Below are 14,958 nucleotides of genomic sequence, written 5' to 3'. Positions count from 1 at the left end.
GTGCTTACTCCTCAGGTTGCCAATCGGCTCAGGCAACTGTTTTTCAACGTTTTACAGCTTATTACCGGTATCGGCCGCGAGACTGGCAATGTGACCACAGGAACCGGGAATAAATTGCACCGCATTGCTATAAATCCACGGCGTCATCAACAAAGTCACCTGCTGCCGGCATCTCACCCATTCGTGAAGGGATATTCAACCCGAAATGCAGATACGCATGGCGGGTGACCACCCGACCGCGAGGTGTGCGCATGATATAGCCTTGCTGGATCAAATAGGGCTCCAGCACGTCTTCAATTGTGTGACGCTCTTCACTGATGGCCGCTGCAAGGCTGTCGACGCCTACCGGACCACCGTCAAACTTCTCGATCATGGTCAGCAATAGGCGCCGGTCCTGATGATCAAAGCCATGTTCATCGACATCCAGCAGGTTCAGCGCCTTGTCGGCAGTCTGCCGGGTGATCTGCCCGTTGCCACGAACTTCGGCGAAATCCCGCACACGACGCAAAAGACGGTTGGCGATACGCGGCGTGCCCCGCGCGCGCCTGGCAATTTCGAAAGCCCCCTGAGGCTCGATAACCAGACCCAGAATGCCGGCCGAACGCGACACGATCGTCGAGAGATCAGCGATATTGTAAAACTCAAGACGCTGAACAATGCCGAAACGGTCACGCAGAGGATTGGTCAGCATGCCCGCGCGAGTGGTCGCGCCCACCAGCGTAAAGGGCGGCAGGTCCAGCTTTATAGAACGTGCCGCAGGCCCTTCACCGATCATGATGTCGAGCTGAAAGTCCTCCATCGCCGGGTACAGCACTTCCTCGACAATCGGTGATAACCGATGGATTTCGTCGATAAACAGCACGTCATTGGGTTCAAGGTTGGTCAGAATCGCCGCCAGATCACCGGGCCGTTCAAGCACCGGGCCGGACGTACTCTTGATCGACACGCCCATTTCCTGAGCGATGATATTGGCCAGAGTGGTCTTGCCCAGACCGGGCGGGCCGAAGATCAGCGTATGGTCCAGCGCCTCGTTACGGCCTCGGGCAGCCTGGATGAACAACTCCATCTGCTCGCGCACAGTGGGCTGGCCAATGTAGTCAGCGAGGCTCAGCGGACGAATCGCGCGGTCCATCTGCTCATCACGATCACGGCCGCCAACGGCGGTTATCAGGCGGTCGGCATCTATCACTTAACCCATCCCCTTCAACGCGCGACGAATCAGATCTGCACTGCTCAAATCTTTTTCCTTGATAGCGGAGACAGCCTTGCTCGCCTCCTGTGGTTTGTAACCCAGCGAAATCAGTGCGCTGACCGCATCGGATTCGGCCGACGCAACGGGTTCGGCCTGATTAGGCCCACTGGAAACCAGCGCAAAGGTGCCGGGCAATGCCTCCCAGGCCTTGAAACGGTCTTTGAGCTCGACCAGCAAACGCTCGGCAGTTTTCTTGCCCACCCCCGGAATACGCGTCAACGCCGAGGTGTCCTGAGCCTGAACGCAACGTACCAGCTCATCGACTTCCAGGCCAGACATCAGCGCCAGCGCCAGTTTAGGCCCCACGCCGTTGAGACGAATCAGCTCACGGAACAACTCACGCTCGCGCTTTTCGTAGAAGCCATAGAGCAGGTGCGCGTCTTCGCGCACCACCAGATGGGTGTACAGCGTCACGGTTTCACCGACATGCGGCAGCCGATACAGCGTGGTCATCGGCACTTCCAGCTCATAGCCGACACCGTTGACATCCAGCACCAGATGCGGAGGCTGCTTCTCGGCGATAGCGCCGCGTAAACGTCCAATCACGTTTCAGATCCTTTCGTGTTGCCAGTCGCTTGTGCGACGAAATTGAACACAATCCATCCTCAAAAACAGGCCTGCGGGCGATGCCATCAGAGGCGCAACCGACCGCCGCGACTGCGTGCAGTGCCCAGCCCGTGAGGGATCAGGCTGGAACGCGTGTGCGCATGACACAGCGCAATCGCCAGGGCATCGGACGCATCGATCTGCGGTTTCTGGGTCAGCTTGAGCAAATGCATGACCATCATCATCACCTGCTCTTTATTCGCACCACCGGTGCCAGCCACAGCTTGCTTGACCTGAGTCGCCGTGTACTCGGCAATTTCCAGCGCCTCTTCGGCACCCGCCACGATAGCCGCACCCCTGGCCTGACCCAGCTTGAGCGCTGAGTCGGCGTTGCGCGCCATGAAGACCTTTTCGATGCCCATCGTCACAGGCTCGTAGGTCTTGATGACCTCACGCACACCGCGATACACGATCTGCAAACGCTCATGCAGTTCGCCGCTGCCCGTGCGAATACACCCCGAAGCCACGTAAACGCAGCCACGGCCAGTGTCACGCACTACGCCATAGCCGGTTATTCGCGAGCCGGGATCGATACCTAGAATAAGAGTCATAACGCCTGCAGCTTGAGAAAGTAACGCAAAGGCAATGTGCGCAGCATAAAGGCAGAAGCCGGAGGCCGATAGCTGCGTGATACCCACAGCTTCGCTCCCCCGGCTTCTGACACGGTGTTACCTGTCGGCGATCAGCCCAGTTGCTCCATGACGTCGTCCGGGATTTCCGCGTTCGAATAGACGTTCTGCACGTCATCCAGGTCCTCAAGCATGTCGATCAGCTTGAGCACCTTTTCAGCGGTTTCCAGATCAAGCACCGCACTGGTGGTCGGCAACATGACGATTTCCGCGTCTGCGGCCTTGAAGCCCGCAGCTTCCAACGCGTTACGCACTGCATAGAATCCGGAAAACGAAGTAAAGACATCAATCGAGCCATCTTCGTTGGTGACGACGTCGTCGGCATCGGCCTCCATAGCGGCTTCAATCAGCGCGTCTTCATCCACGCCGGCCGCAAAGGAAATCTGCCCCTTACGATCAAACAGGTAGGCAACAGAGCCGTCGGTGCCGAGATTGCCACCGCATTTGGTAAACGCATGGCGCACCGCTGCGGCAGTCCGGTTGCGATTGTCAGTCATGGTTTCGACCATGATCGCCACACCGCCCGGACCATAACCCTCGTAACCCAGCTCTTCTACATCATCACCGTCGGATGCCCCCACACCCCGCGCCACGGCACGATCAATGGTGTCACGGGTCATGTTGGCGCCAAGTGCCTTGTCCAGCGCCAGACGAAGACGCGGATTGGAGCCTGGATCACCACCACCCTGACGCGCAGCAACCGTCAGTTCACGAATCCACTTGGTGAAAATCTTGCCTTTCTTGGCATCCTGACGCTCTTTGCGGTGCTTGATGTTGGCCCACTTGGAATGACCTGCCATTTCTCGCTCCAGATTCTTTTTGAAACACTTTCACCTTTCGCCCAAGACCATCAGGCAAAAAGCTTCACTCGATAAGGGTGACACAGGGCGTATCAGCGATACGCCCTGCCCGGCATCACTCGGCCTTTGGCTGCTCGCGCAGACGGATGTGCAACTCGCGCAACGCTTTGGCGTCGACAACGCCAGGTGCCTGAGTCATGACATCGGCGGCACTCTGGGTTTTCGGGAACGCGATCACTTCACGGATGGACTGCGCGCCGGTCATCAGCATGACCAGACGGTCAAGACCAAACGCCAGACCTCCGTGCGGTGGCGCACCGTACTTCAGCGCATCCAGCAGGAAGCCAAACTTCTCTTGCTGCTCGTCCTCGGCGATGCCCAGCAGACGGAAGACCGCCTGTTGCATGTCCTTGCGGTGGATACGGATCGAACCGCCGCCCAGCTCGGTGCCGTTGAGCACCATGTCGTAGGCACGGGACAGCGCCGTCGCAGGGTTGGCTTCCAGCTCTTCAGGCGTGCATTTGGGCGCCGTGAAGGGGTGGTGCAGTGCCGTGAAGCTGCCGTCGTCGTTCTCTTCGAACATCGGGAAGTCGACGACCCACATCGGTGCCCACTCGCAGGTGTGCAGCTTGAGGTCGTTGCCGATCTTGATCCGCAGCGCGCCAAGGGCTTCGCTGACGACCTTGAACTTGTCCGCACCGAAGAACACGATATCGCCATCGACCGCGCCGACGCGATCAAGGATGACATTCAGGTTTTCTTCCGGAATGAATTTCACGATCGGCGACTGCAGACCTTCCGGCCCCTTCGCGCGCTCGTTGACCTTGATGTAAGCCAGGCCTTTGGCGCCGTAGATACTGACGAACTTGGTGTAGTCGTCGATCTGGCTGCGCGCCATGCTGGCAGCGCCAGGCACACGCAATGCGGCAACACGCCCTTTCGGATCGTTGGCCGGACCGCTGAAGACCTTGAATTCCACACCGGTAAGCTGATCGGCAACGTCCACCAGTTCCAGCGGGTTGCGCAGGTCTGGCTTGTCGGAGCCGTAGCGGCGCATGGCCTCTTCGAACGTCATGTGCGGGAAATCACCGAACTCCAGGTCCAGCACTTCCTTGAACAGCTGACGAACCATCTTCTCGGTCAGACCCATGATGTCTTCCTCGTTGAGGAAGCTGGTCTCGATGTCGATCTGGGTGAATTCCGGCTGACGGTCGGCACGCAGGTCTTCGTCGCGGAAGCACTTGGCGATCTGGTAGTAGCGGTCGAAGCCGGCGACCATCAGCAGTTGCTTGAACAACTGAGGCGACTGCGGCAACGCAAAGAAACTGCCCGGGTGTGTGCGGCTTGGCACCAGATAGTCGCGGGCGCCTTCCGGCGTGGCGCGAGTCAGTATCGGTGTCTCGACGTCGAGAAAACCGTTTTCATCCAGATAACGACGGATGCTGGTGGTAATGCGCGAACGCAAACGCAGCTTTTCGGCCATCTCCGGGCGGCGCAGGTCGATGAAGCGGTAACGCAGGCGCGTCTCTTCGCCCACGTCGGAGTATTCGTTCAACGGGAATGGCGGTGTCTCGGATTCGTTCAGCACTTCGAGTTCGTAACCCAGAACCTCAATGGCACCGGATGCCATGTTCGCGTTCACGGCACCGGCCGGACGAGCACGAACCTTGCCCACGACCTTGACCACGTACTCGCTGCGCACGCGATCTGCGGCAGCGAAGGTGTCTGCACGATCAGGGTCGAACACCACTTGAGCCATGCCTTCACGGTCGCGGATATCGAGAAAGATAACGCCCCCGTGGTCACGACGACGGTGGACCCATCCGCAAAGGGTAATTTCCTGGCCTTCCAGGCTTTCGTTCAGTTGCCCGCAATAATGGCTGCGCATCATGATGGTGTTTTCACTTCTCGTAATTCGAATTCGGTGGCGCTTTCGCTCCTGGCTTGCGCTCAGTGGTGCAAGGCACCGGCACAGGGCTCATATCAGCCCAGGCCCACGCAGAGTCACGCCCGCTAGCAAGACGGGGGATTATATAGAGTTAATTGACACCGTGCAGCCGAACGAACCTGTCAGGCCCGGATAAGTTCATTGCGACCCCGCAGCGCTGCGCAGGCCGCCCGCAGCCGGGAGAGGCAGGCACGCCGCAGCGAGCCCGCAGAATGAGGATCAAGCTAGGCGCGGGAATTTTCCAGACAATCAGCCTTTAGCAAATGTGCAACGCAGACAACACGAATCAAACCACTGAAATTCTTGACGCCGCCGTGGCGCAGATGCACCTCCCTGTCGATATAAGACAACACAGCATTAACGGAACACTCATTGGAACTGGCAATGCCCGACAAAATGTTCCAGTACACTTTCTCCAGACGCAGACAGGTCGCCAGCCCATTAAGCCGCACCGACTTTGAATGAGGCTGTGCCAGCGTCATATTGAAATCCTGAACAAAGGGATCATGGCGTATTTCCACCTCCCTGTGTAAAACCTTGACGTCTTGATCAACCCCTCTTGTCATCACGATTACCACCCTCGAACCCATGAATTTAAAACACCGAAAGAAATATTCAAAAACAAATAAATACCCGATGTATAAAACATTATTCGAGACTTTATAACCAGCCGACTTCACACCCTGTCACTGTAGGACATGGCCACAGGAATCAGCGGAATATCGTTTAACGCTGAAAGGTAATGGAAGGCGAATAACAAATACTGGACTGCCTGGTGGCGTACGCCAGATGGCAGCCACCTTCAATTGCACGACACCCTGCAAGGCCGGCCTCGCGCCCAGCCACGGATGGAACGGGGCTCGGCACATTCCTGGCAGCGCCTGCACGTAAAGGACGAGCGACCGTCAAGGCCGCTCGACACAGTCGTTACTTCGGCTCGAGCATCGAACGCAACATCCAGGCTGTTTTTTCATGAACCTGCATGCGCTGTGTCAACAGATCGGCTGTCGGTTCATCGCTGACTTTATCCAGAAGAGGAAAGATACTACGCGCAGTGCGGACAACGGCCTCTTGACCTTGCACCAGACTTTTGATCATATTCTCCGCACTCGGCACACCCTCTTCTTCCTTGATGGAAGACAGGCGAGCATAGGTCGAATAAGTGCCCGGCGCCGGAAAGCCCAGAGCACGAATACGCTCGGCAATAGAATCGACCGCCAGTGCCAGTTCGTTGTATTGCTCTTCAAACATCAGGTGCAGCGTGCGAAACATAGGCCCGCTGACGTTCCAATGAAAGTTATGAGTCTTGAGGTAAAGCACATAAGTATCCGACAGCAGGTGCGACAGGCCGTCCACGATCGATTTGCGATCCTCTTCACTGATACCAATATCAATTGCCATGTTTCATGCCCTTTTAGTGAGGATTGAAAAGCAGTAACGACCGCTACTCTATCAAGAGAACCCGACGGGCGCAGCTTTCCCTTGAGGCAGCGCCACTGCCGAACAAGGGCCGTGACGGATAGCACGCCGCGTCGAGCCTCCATGCGGCAGCGATCACGACGAGAAATTCCTGCATGCTCGGGGCAAGCAGGCGAAAACCGGACCGAGCGCTCTGTCTCAGCCTCTTCAGGGGGGTTGCCCTGTGCCTCACCGGCAAGGCAGGCCGTATAGGGCGAGCGTAATCAATTGCTGATTTGAGTAGGATCAGGCTTTGCTGTTAAATACACGGCGTGTCGCCAATGAGTTGCCATCCAGCATCGGCGCATAGGCTGGCCCACCGCTCGTGCATCACGCCTCATCTTGTTCAGAAGCGTACCGGGCGTAACCAGCTATTTCTTGTAATCCTTCTTGCATGTGAGCTTTTTAAAATGTTGAAAATTGTCCACCTGGTAACGGGAGCAGCAGCCCTGCTGCTTTCTTTCATACCCAGCCTGCGTAGCGAGGCCATGTCTCCCTACCTGCAACAGCCTGACGCGCTTTATCTGGCTTTCTTCGGCCTGCTTAACCTGATACTCGCTCCGGTCATCCCTTACTGGAATCGAGGCCCACGTCATAACCTGCAAAACCTGGTCAGTGCCTTGCTTGTCATCGCAGTCATCGTGCAGACACTGGCCTTGCTCGTCCCGTTACTGACCATCGCCGGGCAACCCGCGATCATGACGAGCCTGGCCATTGCCGTCATCGCTGTCGTTCTGCACCTGGGCGTCAGCTTTTACAGGTCTTATTCTCCTTCGCCCGCCCCTCAAAATCACGACATGAGCAATCGGGATACAGGCACCGTGAAGTGGTTCAATACGTCTAAAGGTTTCGGCTTCATTTCCCGTGACTCCGGCGACGATATCTTCGTGCATTTTCGTGCCATTCGCGGAGAGGGTCATCGTGTACTGGTCGAAGGCCAGCGCGTCGAGTTCTCTGTCATGAATCGCGACAAAGGCCTGCAGGCCGAAGACGTGATCGCAGCCCTGCCCCGCCGCTGATTGCTGCGAAACGCATACAGATCCAGTGTCATAAAAAACCGCGACCTCCCAACGGAAGTCGCGGTTTTTTTATGGGAGCAGCCCGTCAGTAATGAGGAGGCGGCGCATCTTCCTCGAAGGTATCGAACTGACTGCCCATTTCCTCCTGACGCTTGAGCATCGCTGCCATTTGCTGCTGCAGATGATCAATTTCGCGCTGCTGCTTGATCAGCACATCATTGAGCGCCTGGATGGTGTCATCCTGAAAGGCCATCCGGCTTTCCAGTTCCATGACTCGATTTTCAAGACTCATGATTGCTCTCCCTCAAATCTGAAATCATTCGCCAACACCGGCTTTAGTCGCCGGCGGACCGCTGCGAACTGCTCGTCGGTGTAAGCGACGGCAGGATGCTTGCCCCACACGGGCGCGGGCCAGGCAATATCGTCCCGTTTGCGCACGATGACGTGCATGTGCAGTTGACTGACCATATTGCCCAACGCGGCGACGTTGATTTTATCTGCATCAAAGACGTCTTTCAGCACCTTCGCAAGGGCACTCGTCTCGTGCCACAACTGCAATTGATCAGCGGGTTCCAGTTGAAACACCTCGCTGATATCGGCCCGACGCGGCACCAAAATGAACCAGGGATAATGGGCATCGTTGGACAGCAACAGACGACACAGAGGGAAGTCGCCCACGAGCAAGGTATCTTGCTGCAGACGAGGGTCCAGAACGAACACGATAAGAACTCCTGATAGCCAGGTGGATGCCCGGCCAGCCCCGTAATGAAGCTGGCACTTGATACCCGGAAGGATACGCGCGATGGAGCAATGCTTCACCCCTGACTGATCGATGCACCAGCTTGCAGCCGACAGGACACTCTTCGCACCGATTTGAGGCCGTTTCAGGGTGTAGCAAAAAAGACAGAACGGCGCTCACACCACAACAGGGCGGCAATCGTCTGTCGCGGGTACATGAAAATGAAACAATCCAACCCCCACCATAGGGATGACCCGGACAACGCTCCAGGTTCAGGCACGCTCGAACAGGACTGCACCAAAACCACACACAGCTGTTGCTGTGACAACACCGGGAATTCGTTTTCTACACACCCTACGCATCCCTGGGTAACGCTTTTGCTGCACGACGCTCCGCACGCCTCGACCGGGCATGACGGGCATGAATTTTAATATTTTATCTATCTGCTTAAAAAACAAGGAGTTAGGAAAACAACCGGATGCGAATTCTGATTTTTCACAAAATTTTTTCATTTCCGGCTGGTTTGAGCACGCTTGTTGCTTTATCACCCACATGATCACGGCACCTCTGGCGGAAAACAGGGGTGACAGGATCAAGGGAAAACGGCTCGGTCCGCAAAGCGCCGTAAAGATTCTGAAAGGATAGAGCTGTATCTATCGCAACAAAAGTCAGCGTGATGTAGATTCCGCCGACCAAAAATAGAAAGAGCCGCCCAGATAAAAAAACAGGTGGGACGGCACAAAATCTTCTAAAAAACCAAAGGAGCAATCACGATGAGAGTGATGAAGTGGAGCGCAATCGCACTGGCCGTTACTGCAGCCAGTACCCAGTTGGCAACGGCAGCACCTTTCGTCAGCGATCAGGCTGATGCCAAGGGCTTTGTCGAAGGCAGCACGCTTGACCTGAAGTTGCGCAATTACTATTACAACCGTGACAAGAAAGCCGGTGCCGCCGACGATCGTGACTGGACTCAAGGTATCTGGGCCAACTTCAGCACCGGCTACACCCAAGGCACCATCGGGGTCGGCGTAGAAGCGTTCGCTTACGCCGGCGTCAAGCTCTGGGGCCCGGACAAGTATTCGGGTTCAGGCAACCTGATCACCGATTCCGCTGGCAATAACGAAGACACCCAGAGCAAAGCTGGCGGCGCAGTGAAATTCCGCGTATCGAAAACTGAACTGAAAGTGGGCGACATGCAGCCGACCAGTCCAGTGTTCGCGGTTGGCGGCTCGCGCCTGCTGCCTCAGACAGCCAGCGGTATCAGCCTGCAAAGCAGTGAGCTCCAAGGCCTGGACGTTGAAGCGGGTCACTTCTACTCCGGCACCAGCCAGGATGACACCAGCCACAACGGCAGCATCTTCGCCAACTACGCAGGCGTTCGTGCGAATAGCGCTGACTTCGCTGGCGGCAAATATGCCATCACCGACAGCCTGGGCGTCGCGTTCTACGCAGCCAAGCTTGAAGACATCTGGGATCAATACTACGGTAACGTGAACTACGCGCTGCCGCTGGGTAACGATCAATCCCTGGCCTTCGACGCTAACATCTACCGCACCGTAGACGAAGGCAGCGCGAAAGCCGGCTCGATCAGCAACACCGCGTTCTCCGGCTCCGCAGCTTACTCGTTCCTTGCTGCACACACCGTGACCCTGGCATTCCAGAAAATCAACGGTGACACCCCGTTCGACTACATCGGTATTGGTGACAACAACCGTGGTGGCGACTCGATCTTCCTGAACAACTCGATTCAGTACTCCGACTTCAACGGTCCGGGCGAAAAATCCTGGCAGGCTCGCTACGACCTGAACATGACTCCGTACGGTGTCCCTGGCCTGAGCTTCATGACCCGCTACATCAAGGGTACTGACATCGACGGCACCAAAACGCCTGCTGGCAGTGCTTACGCCGGCTTGTACGGTGCAGATGGCGAACACCACGAGACCAACCTCGAAGCCAAATACGTCGTACAGACTGGCCCGGCCAAGAACCTGTCCTTCCGCGCACGTCAAGCATGGCATCGCGCAAACGCCGATCAGGGCGAAGGCGATGTCAACGAGTTCCGCCTGATCGTCGATTACCCGATTTCGATCCTGTAATCGCAGCTCAGCACTCGTTAATAGAAGAAGCCCGGCTCATGCCGGGCTTCTTCATTCACGCCATAAAGCCCGCGCCCACGCGCCGCAAGCCCGCCCTGCCCTGTACGTCACCGGAACACCGCCGTACAATGCCAAGTCATTTCCAGTCACAGCAACCGACAACGGCCAACCATGCGCACCAGTCAATTTTTGCTCGCCACACAGAAAGAAACCCCTTCCGACGCGGTCGTGGTCAGCCATCAGCTGATGCTGCGTGCCGGCATGATCCGCAAACTGGCATCCGGCCTCTACACATGGTTACCTATGGGCCTGCGCGTATTGCGCAAGGTCGAAGCCATCGTCCGTGAAGAAATGGACGCCGCTGGCGCACTCGAAATCCTGATGCCTGGCATCCAGCCCGCAGAGCTGTGGCAAGAGTCCGGCCGCTGGGAACAATACGGGCCGGAGCTGATGCGCCTGGTCGATCGCCACAACCGTGAGTTCTGCCTGGGCCCGACCCACGAAGAAGTCATTACCGATCTGGCACGCAATGAGTTGAACAGCTATAAACAGCTGCCGATCAACATGTACCAGATTCAGACCAAATTCCGTGACGAGATCCGCCCACGCTTCGGCCTGATGCGTGGCCGCGAGTTCGTCATGAAAGACGCTTACTCGTTCCATGCCGACAACGCTTCGCTGCAGATCACGTACGACCGCATGCACCTTGCGTACAGCAACATCTTCAGCCGCCTGGGCCTGAAATTCCGCCCGGTCGAAGCCGACAACGGTTCGATTGGTGGCGCTGGCTCGCACGAGTTTCACGTACTGGCCGAGTCTGGCGAAGACGATATCGTGTTCAGCAATGGCTCCGACTATGCGGCCAATATCGAAAAAGCCGAGGCAGTCCCTGCCGAGAAGACGCGTCCGGCCGCCACTGAAGAGTTGCGTCTGGTCGATACCCCGAATGCCAAAACCATTGCACAACTGGTCGAAGGCTTTGGTCTGCCTATCGAAAAGACTGTCAAAACGCTGGTGGTGCATGCGGCCGAAGAAGGCAAGCTGATCGCACTGATCATTCGCGGCGATCACGAGCTCAACGAAATCAAGGCCAGCCAGCAGCCGCAGGTGGCCAGCCCGCTGGTCATGGCTTCTGAAGCCGAATTGCGTGACGCCATCGGCGCAGGCGCAGGCTCGCTCGGCCCACTGAACCTGCCACTGCCTTGCATCATTGATCGCTCGGTCGAACTGATGAGCGATTTCAGTGTGGGTGCCAACATTGATGACAAGCACTATTTCGGCGTCAATTGGGAGCGCGACCTGCCGGTGCCGACAGTTGCGGACCTGCGCAATGTCGTTGCGGGCGATCCCAGCCCGGATGGCAACGGCACGCTGGAGATCAAGCGCGGTATCGAAGTGGGCCATATTTTCCAGTTGGGCACCAAGTACAGCGAAGCCATGAAGTGCCAGGTGCTGGGTGAAAACGGCAAACCGGTCAACCTGGCAATGGGCTGCTACGGCATTGGTGTTTCCCGCGTGGTGGCTGCAGCCATCGAGCAGAACAGCGACGAGAACGGCATCATCTGGAACGACACGCTGGCGCCGTTCCAGATTGCACTTATTCCGCTTCGCTATGAAACCGACGCCGTCCGCGAGGCGACCGACACGCTTTACGCAGAGCTGACCGCTGCCGGTTTTGAGGTGTTGCTGGATGACCGGGACAAGAAAACCAGCCCGGGCATCAAATTCGCCGACATGGAGCTGATCGGCATTCCGCATCGCATCGTGGTCAGTGATCGCGGGCTTGCCGAAGGCAATCTGGAATACAAGAGCCGTACCGAATCGCAGCCGCAAGCCATTGCGGTCGCGGATGTGCTGTCGTTCATCCAGGGCCGAGTGAAACGCTGAGTCAAAAGGCGCACCCGTGTACGGGTGCGCCGCTCATCACACGCCCAATCCGCATCAGAGATCTCATGTTCAAACGAAGCACTTCAAGCCTCGGCAGCGCCGTTCTGTGCGCCTCTTTCCTCGTCGGCGGCTGTGCCAACCAATTGTCGCAACGCAGCGAGCATGAGGAGCGCGTCGAACGCAAACTGCTCGAACATACACTGCAGGTCGACATTGGCGAACCCAAGACGCTGGAATTACCGCAACGTCGCGTGCGGATTCACGAGCACAAATCGTTCGAGGTCACCGACTACGAGGTGACCCGTCACTACGACCGTTACACGCCCTATCAGCCGTGGCGGGAGATCTACGAAATTCCTCTCGGTGCCGTTGCGGTGGTGGCTGGCGTTGGCGCGAATGTGGTCAACGTGTTTGCCTTGGGCAATTTGCCGGAAAGCATGACCAAAGACTGGATTCACTACGGCGTGGCAGGTCTGAACCCCTTCATGAACGCCCCGTCGCATGGCCGCGCTCAACAGAATCTAGCGAGCATCGACGAGGTCCAGAAAGACAAACGGATCGAGAACTCCACATTGCCGTGGAACGAGCGCCCGGTCATGGTCAAGGCCGGCGCTGAAACCCATGAGATGAGCACTGACCGTAACGGCATCCTGCGCATCAACCTGCTGGACAGCCCGTTTGCCGAACAGGACCTGAGCCGGATCACGCGCATTTACATCAATGTCGAAGACGATCAGGACAGTGCGCACGCCAATGCCAGCTTGCCGATCAGTCATTCACTGCGCGGCAAACTGCTGGAAGCCCACGCACTGATCTATGACGACCTTGAGGATGACGAGGTCAGCCAATGGGTCCATCGGGTCAAACGCCTGTCCGATATGGGCCTGGAAGAGGAAGCCAGCGAGCTGGAACAAAGCCTGATCGAATTGACGCGCAACGATCCCCAACTGCAAGGCGAGTTTCTCAAATCACTGGCCAGAGACGCCGGCCGCCTGGTCGCGGTACCTGCCCAGAGCGAATAGCGCACCTGGCTGCGGCGCCCGCTGCAGCCAGCCGTTACTCCGAGAACAGCTCCAGTTGCTCATGCGCGGCACGCAAGTCGTGCAAACGCACACCGACACCCAGCAGCCGAACCGGCTTGCCACCCCGCGCAAAAGCCTGAGACAACAGCTGTTCGTAGCTGCCCAGATCCCTTCCGGCTCCGGACTGCTCCAGCGTTGTCTGGGTGAAATCATGAAACTTCACTTTGACGAATGGTTTGCCCGGCCGGTACTGACCTTCCATCCTCTGCATCCGGGTACCCAGGGTTTCCAACAGGACAGGCAGTTTTTCGAGGCACGCGGCCAGATCGGGCAGATCCGTGTCGTAGGTATTTTCAACACTGACGGACTGGCGTCGACTGTCGTTCTGCACGGGACGGTCATCTATACCGTGCGCCAGACTCCAGAGACGCTCGCCGAAGCTGCCGAATTCACGCACCAAGGCAAGCTTGTTTCGGCTTCGCAAATCCGCACAATCCATGATACCAAGCCGGCCGAGCTTGTCTGCGGTGACTTTTCCCACGCCGTGAAGCTTGGTGACGGGTAACGATGCGACGAAGTCTTCGACTTGATCCGGGGTAATCACGAACAAGCCGTTGGGCTTTTTCCAGTCGCTGGCGATCTTGGCCAGAAACTTGTTAGGCGCCACGCCAGCCGAGACGGTGATATGCAACTGGTTCGAGACCCGGCGCCGGATGTCCTGGGCAATGCGTGTGGCGCTACCGGAAAAATGGCCGGCGTCGGACACATCCAGGAACGCCTCATCGAGAGACAAAGGCTCGATCTGGTCAGTGTAATCGCGAAAAATAGTGTGAATTTCTCGCGACGCTTCCTTATAGGCTTCCATGCGGGGCTTGACGATGGTCAGGTCCGGACACAGCGTAAGCGCATGGCGAGAAGACATGGCAGAGCGCACACCGTACGCACGCGCCTCATAGTTGCAGGTCGCGATCACACCGCGCCGCTCCGCCGAGCCGCCCACCGCCAACGGCTTTCCAGCGAGGTCCGGCTCGTCACGCATTTCAATGGCTGCATAAAAGCAGTCACAGTCGATGTGGATGATCTTGCGCTGCGTCATGAACTGATGCGACTTTGAAATCAATGGCTGTGCAGTATCTCACCCGTGTCGACAAGTAACACTCAATCATGTGAAGGACGCCTGAAAATTGTTCACACAGCCGGCAATACGACGCGTACGCCCTTATCCCCCTGTCATACGGGCGTCAACGCGTGATCAGACCACGCCTTTGCCTCGCTAACCGATTGAAGAAAAAGCATTTTTTGAACATTAGCCATTGACACCCCGCCATCTCTCTGTAGAATGCCGACACACAGACGCGGGATGGAGCAGTCTGGTAGCTCGTCGGGCTCATAACCCGAAGGTCGTCGGTTCAAATCCGGCTCCCGCAACCAAACATCAAAAAAGGCTACTCGAAAGAGTGGCCTTTTTTGTGCGCGCTCGGAAAGTGCCGTTTGTACAACCC

Annotated in this window: 15 protein-coding genes and 1 tRNA gene; 5 read left to right on the top strand and 11 right to left on the bottom strand. The window is 57.1% G+C overall.

The features are described 5' to 3' along the window. Nucleotides 1-127 precede the first annotated feature (127 nt). The 7 genes from ruvB to BW686_RS16890 form a co-directional block, all read right to left on the bottom strand. A complete protein-coding gene (ruvB, locus tag BW686_RS16920; RefSeq protein WP_084918702.1) occupies nucleotides 128-1,189 on the bottom strand; it encodes a Holliday junction branch migration DNA helicase RuvB in 1,062 nt (353 codons plus the stop codon). After that, nucleotides 1,190-1,798, bottom strand: coding sequence for a Holliday junction branch migration protein RuvA (gene ruvA, locus BW686_RS16915; RefSeq protein ID WP_084918701.1), 609 nt, complete (start codon nucleotides 1,796-1,798; stop codon nucleotides 1,190-1,192). A gap of 86 nt (nucleotides 1,799-1,884) precedes the next feature. Further along, the gene (ruvC, locus tag BW686_RS16910; protein ID WP_011266999.1) at nucleotides 1,885-2,409 is read right to left on the bottom strand and encodes a crossover junction endodeoxyribonuclease RuvC; all 525 of its coding nucleotides are present in this window, start codon (nucleotides 2,407-2,409) and stop codon (nucleotides 1,885-1,887) included. Between the two features lie 131 nt (nucleotides 2,410-2,540). Next, a complete protein-coding gene (locus BW686_RS16905) occupies nucleotides 2,541-3,287 on the bottom strand; it encodes a YebC/PmpR family DNA-binding transcriptional regulator (RefSeq protein ID WP_084918700.1) in 747 nt (248 codons plus the stop codon). 115 nt (nucleotides 3,288-3,402) lie between these two features. Then, nucleotides 3,403-5,178: an aspartate--tRNA ligase gene (aspS, locus tag BW686_RS16900; RefSeq protein ID WP_084918699.1), complete on the bottom strand. Its 1,776-nt coding sequence runs from the start codon at nucleotides 5,176-5,178 to the stop codon at nucleotides 3,403-3,405. A 281-nt stretch (nucleotides 5,179-5,459) separates the two neighbouring features. Beyond that, nucleotides 5,460-5,807, bottom strand: a complete 348-nt coding sequence (locus tag BW686_RS16895) for a ribbon-helix-helix domain-containing protein (protein WP_179149298.1) — start codon at nucleotides 5,805-5,807, stop codon at nucleotides 5,460-5,462. A gap of 355 nt (nucleotides 5,808-6,162) precedes the next feature. Then, entirely contained in the window at nucleotides 6,163-6,636 is a 474-nt protein-coding gene (locus BW686_RS16890; protein WP_084918697.1) for a Dps family protein, read from the bottom strand. A 467-nt stretch (nucleotides 6,637-7,103) separates the two neighbouring features. On the opposite strand from BW686_RS16890, the gene BW686_RS27320 reads away from it, so the two are divergent. Then, nucleotides 7,104-7,712: a cold-shock protein gene (locus BW686_RS27320; protein ID WP_179149294.1), complete on the top strand. Its 609-nt coding sequence runs from the start codon at nucleotides 7,104-7,106 to the stop codon at nucleotides 7,710-7,712. Nucleotides 7,713-7,797: 85 nt separating this feature from the next. Here the strand turns inward: BW686_RS27320 and BW686_RS16875 are convergent, their stop codons facing one another. The 3 genes from BW686_RS16875 to BW686_RS26880 form a co-directional block, all read right to left on the bottom strand. Beyond that, nucleotides 7,798-8,004, bottom strand: coding sequence for a SlyX family protein (locus tag BW686_RS16875; RefSeq protein ID WP_084918695.1), 207 nt, complete (start codon nucleotides 8,002-8,004; stop codon nucleotides 7,798-7,800). Continuing rightward, nucleotides 8,001-8,432, bottom strand: coding sequence for an HIT family protein (locus tag BW686_RS16870; protein ID WP_084918694.1), 432 nt, complete (start codon nucleotides 8,430-8,432; stop codon nucleotides 8,001-8,003). Before BW686_RS16870 ends, BW686_RS16875 begins: the two co-directional genes overlap by 4 nt. A 291-nt stretch (nucleotides 8,433-8,723) precedes the next feature. Next, a complete protein-coding gene (locus BW686_RS26880; protein WP_179149293.1) occupies nucleotides 8,724-9,005 on the bottom strand; it encodes a hypothetical protein in 282 nt (93 codons plus the stop codon). 219 nt (nucleotides 9,006-9,224) lie between these two features. On the opposite strand from BW686_RS26880, the gene BW686_RS16860 reads away from it, so the two are divergent. The 3 genes from BW686_RS16860 to BW686_RS16850 all read left to right on the top strand — a co-directional run bounded on the left by BW686_RS16860 (nucleotide 9,225) and on the right by BW686_RS16850 (nucleotide 13,456). After that, nucleotides 9,225-10,547, top strand: coding sequence for an OprD family porin (locus BW686_RS16860; RefSeq protein ID WP_084918692.1), 1,323 nt, complete (start codon nucleotides 9,225-9,227; stop codon nucleotides 10,545-10,547). Between the two features lie 171 nt (nucleotides 10,548-10,718). Continuing rightward, a complete protein-coding gene (locus tag BW686_RS16855; protein ID WP_084918691.1) occupies nucleotides 10,719-12,434 on the top strand; it encodes a proline--tRNA ligase in 1,716 nt (571 codons plus the stop codon). Nucleotides 12,435-12,499: 65 nt separating this feature from the next. Continuing rightward, nucleotides 12,500-13,456, top strand: a complete 957-nt coding sequence (locus tag BW686_RS16850) for a hypothetical protein (RefSeq protein ID WP_084918690.1) — start codon at nucleotides 12,500-12,502, stop codon at nucleotides 13,454-13,456. 34 nt (nucleotides 13,457-13,490) lie between these two features. Here the strand turns inward: BW686_RS16850 and dinB are convergent, their stop codons facing one another. Then, on the bottom strand, nucleotides 13,491-14,552 hold the full coding sequence (dinB, locus tag BW686_RS16845; RefSeq protein ID WP_084918732.1) for a DNA polymerase IV: 1,062 nt from the start codon (nucleotides 14,550-14,552) through the stop codon (nucleotides 13,491-13,493). A 258-nt stretch (nucleotides 14,553-14,810) separates the two neighbouring features. Here dinB and BW686_RS16840 point away from each other — a divergent pair. After that, nucleotides 14,811-14,887: transfer RNA gene (locus tag BW686_RS16840), tRNA-Met, on the top strand. Nucleotides 14,888-14,958 lie beyond the last annotated feature (71 nt).

The organism is Pseudomonas syringae (assembly GCF_002157375.1).
GTDB lineage: Bacteria > Pseudomonadota > Gammaproteobacteria > Pseudomonadales > Pseudomonadaceae > Aquipseudomonas > Aquipseudomonas syringae_T.
This window is presented reverse-complemented; position numbering and strand designations above follow the sequence as displayed.

Coding starts and splice junctions, on each gene's coding strand:
- BW686_RS16855 (WP_084918691.1), top strand. CDS start 10,719: ATGCGCACCAGTCAATTTTTGCTCGCCACACAGAAAGAAACCCCTTCC.
- ruvC (WP_011266999.1), bottom strand. CDS start 2,409: ATGACTCTTATTCTAGGTATCGATCCCGGCTCGCGAATAACCGGCTAT.
- BW686_RS16875 (WP_084918695.1), bottom strand. CDS start 8,004: ATGAGTCTTGAAAATCGAGTCATGGAACTGGAAAGCCGGATGGCCTTT.
- BW686_RS16905 (WP_084918700.1), bottom strand. CDS start 3,287: ATGGCAGGTCATTCCAAGTGGGCCAACATCAAGCACCGCAAAGAGCGT.
- BW686_RS16890 (WP_084918697.1), bottom strand. CDS start 6,636: ATGGCAATTGATATTGGTATCAGTGAAGAGGATCGCAAATCGATCGTG.
- aspS (WP_084918699.1), bottom strand. CDS start 5,178: ATGATGCGCAGCCATTATTGCGGGCAACTGAACGAAAGCCTGGAAGGC.
- dinB (WP_084918732.1), bottom strand. CDS start 14,552: ATGACGCAGCGCAAGATCATCCACATCGACTGTGACTGCTTTTATGCA.
- BW686_RS27320 (WP_179149294.1), top strand. CDS start 7,104: ATGTTGAAAATTGTCCACCTGGTAACGGGAGCAGCAGCCCTGCTGCTT.
- BW686_RS16850 (WP_084918690.1), top strand. CDS start 12,500: ATGTTCAAACGAAGCACTTCAAGCCTCGGCAGCGCCGTTCTGTGCGCC.
- BW686_RS16860 (WP_084918692.1), top strand. CDS start 9,225: ATGAGAGTGATGAAGTGGAGCGCAATCGCACTGGCCGTTACTGCAGCC.
- BW686_RS26880 (WP_179149293.1), bottom strand. CDS start 9,005: ATGTGGGTGATAAAGCAACAAGCGTGCTCAAACCAGCCGGAAATGAAA.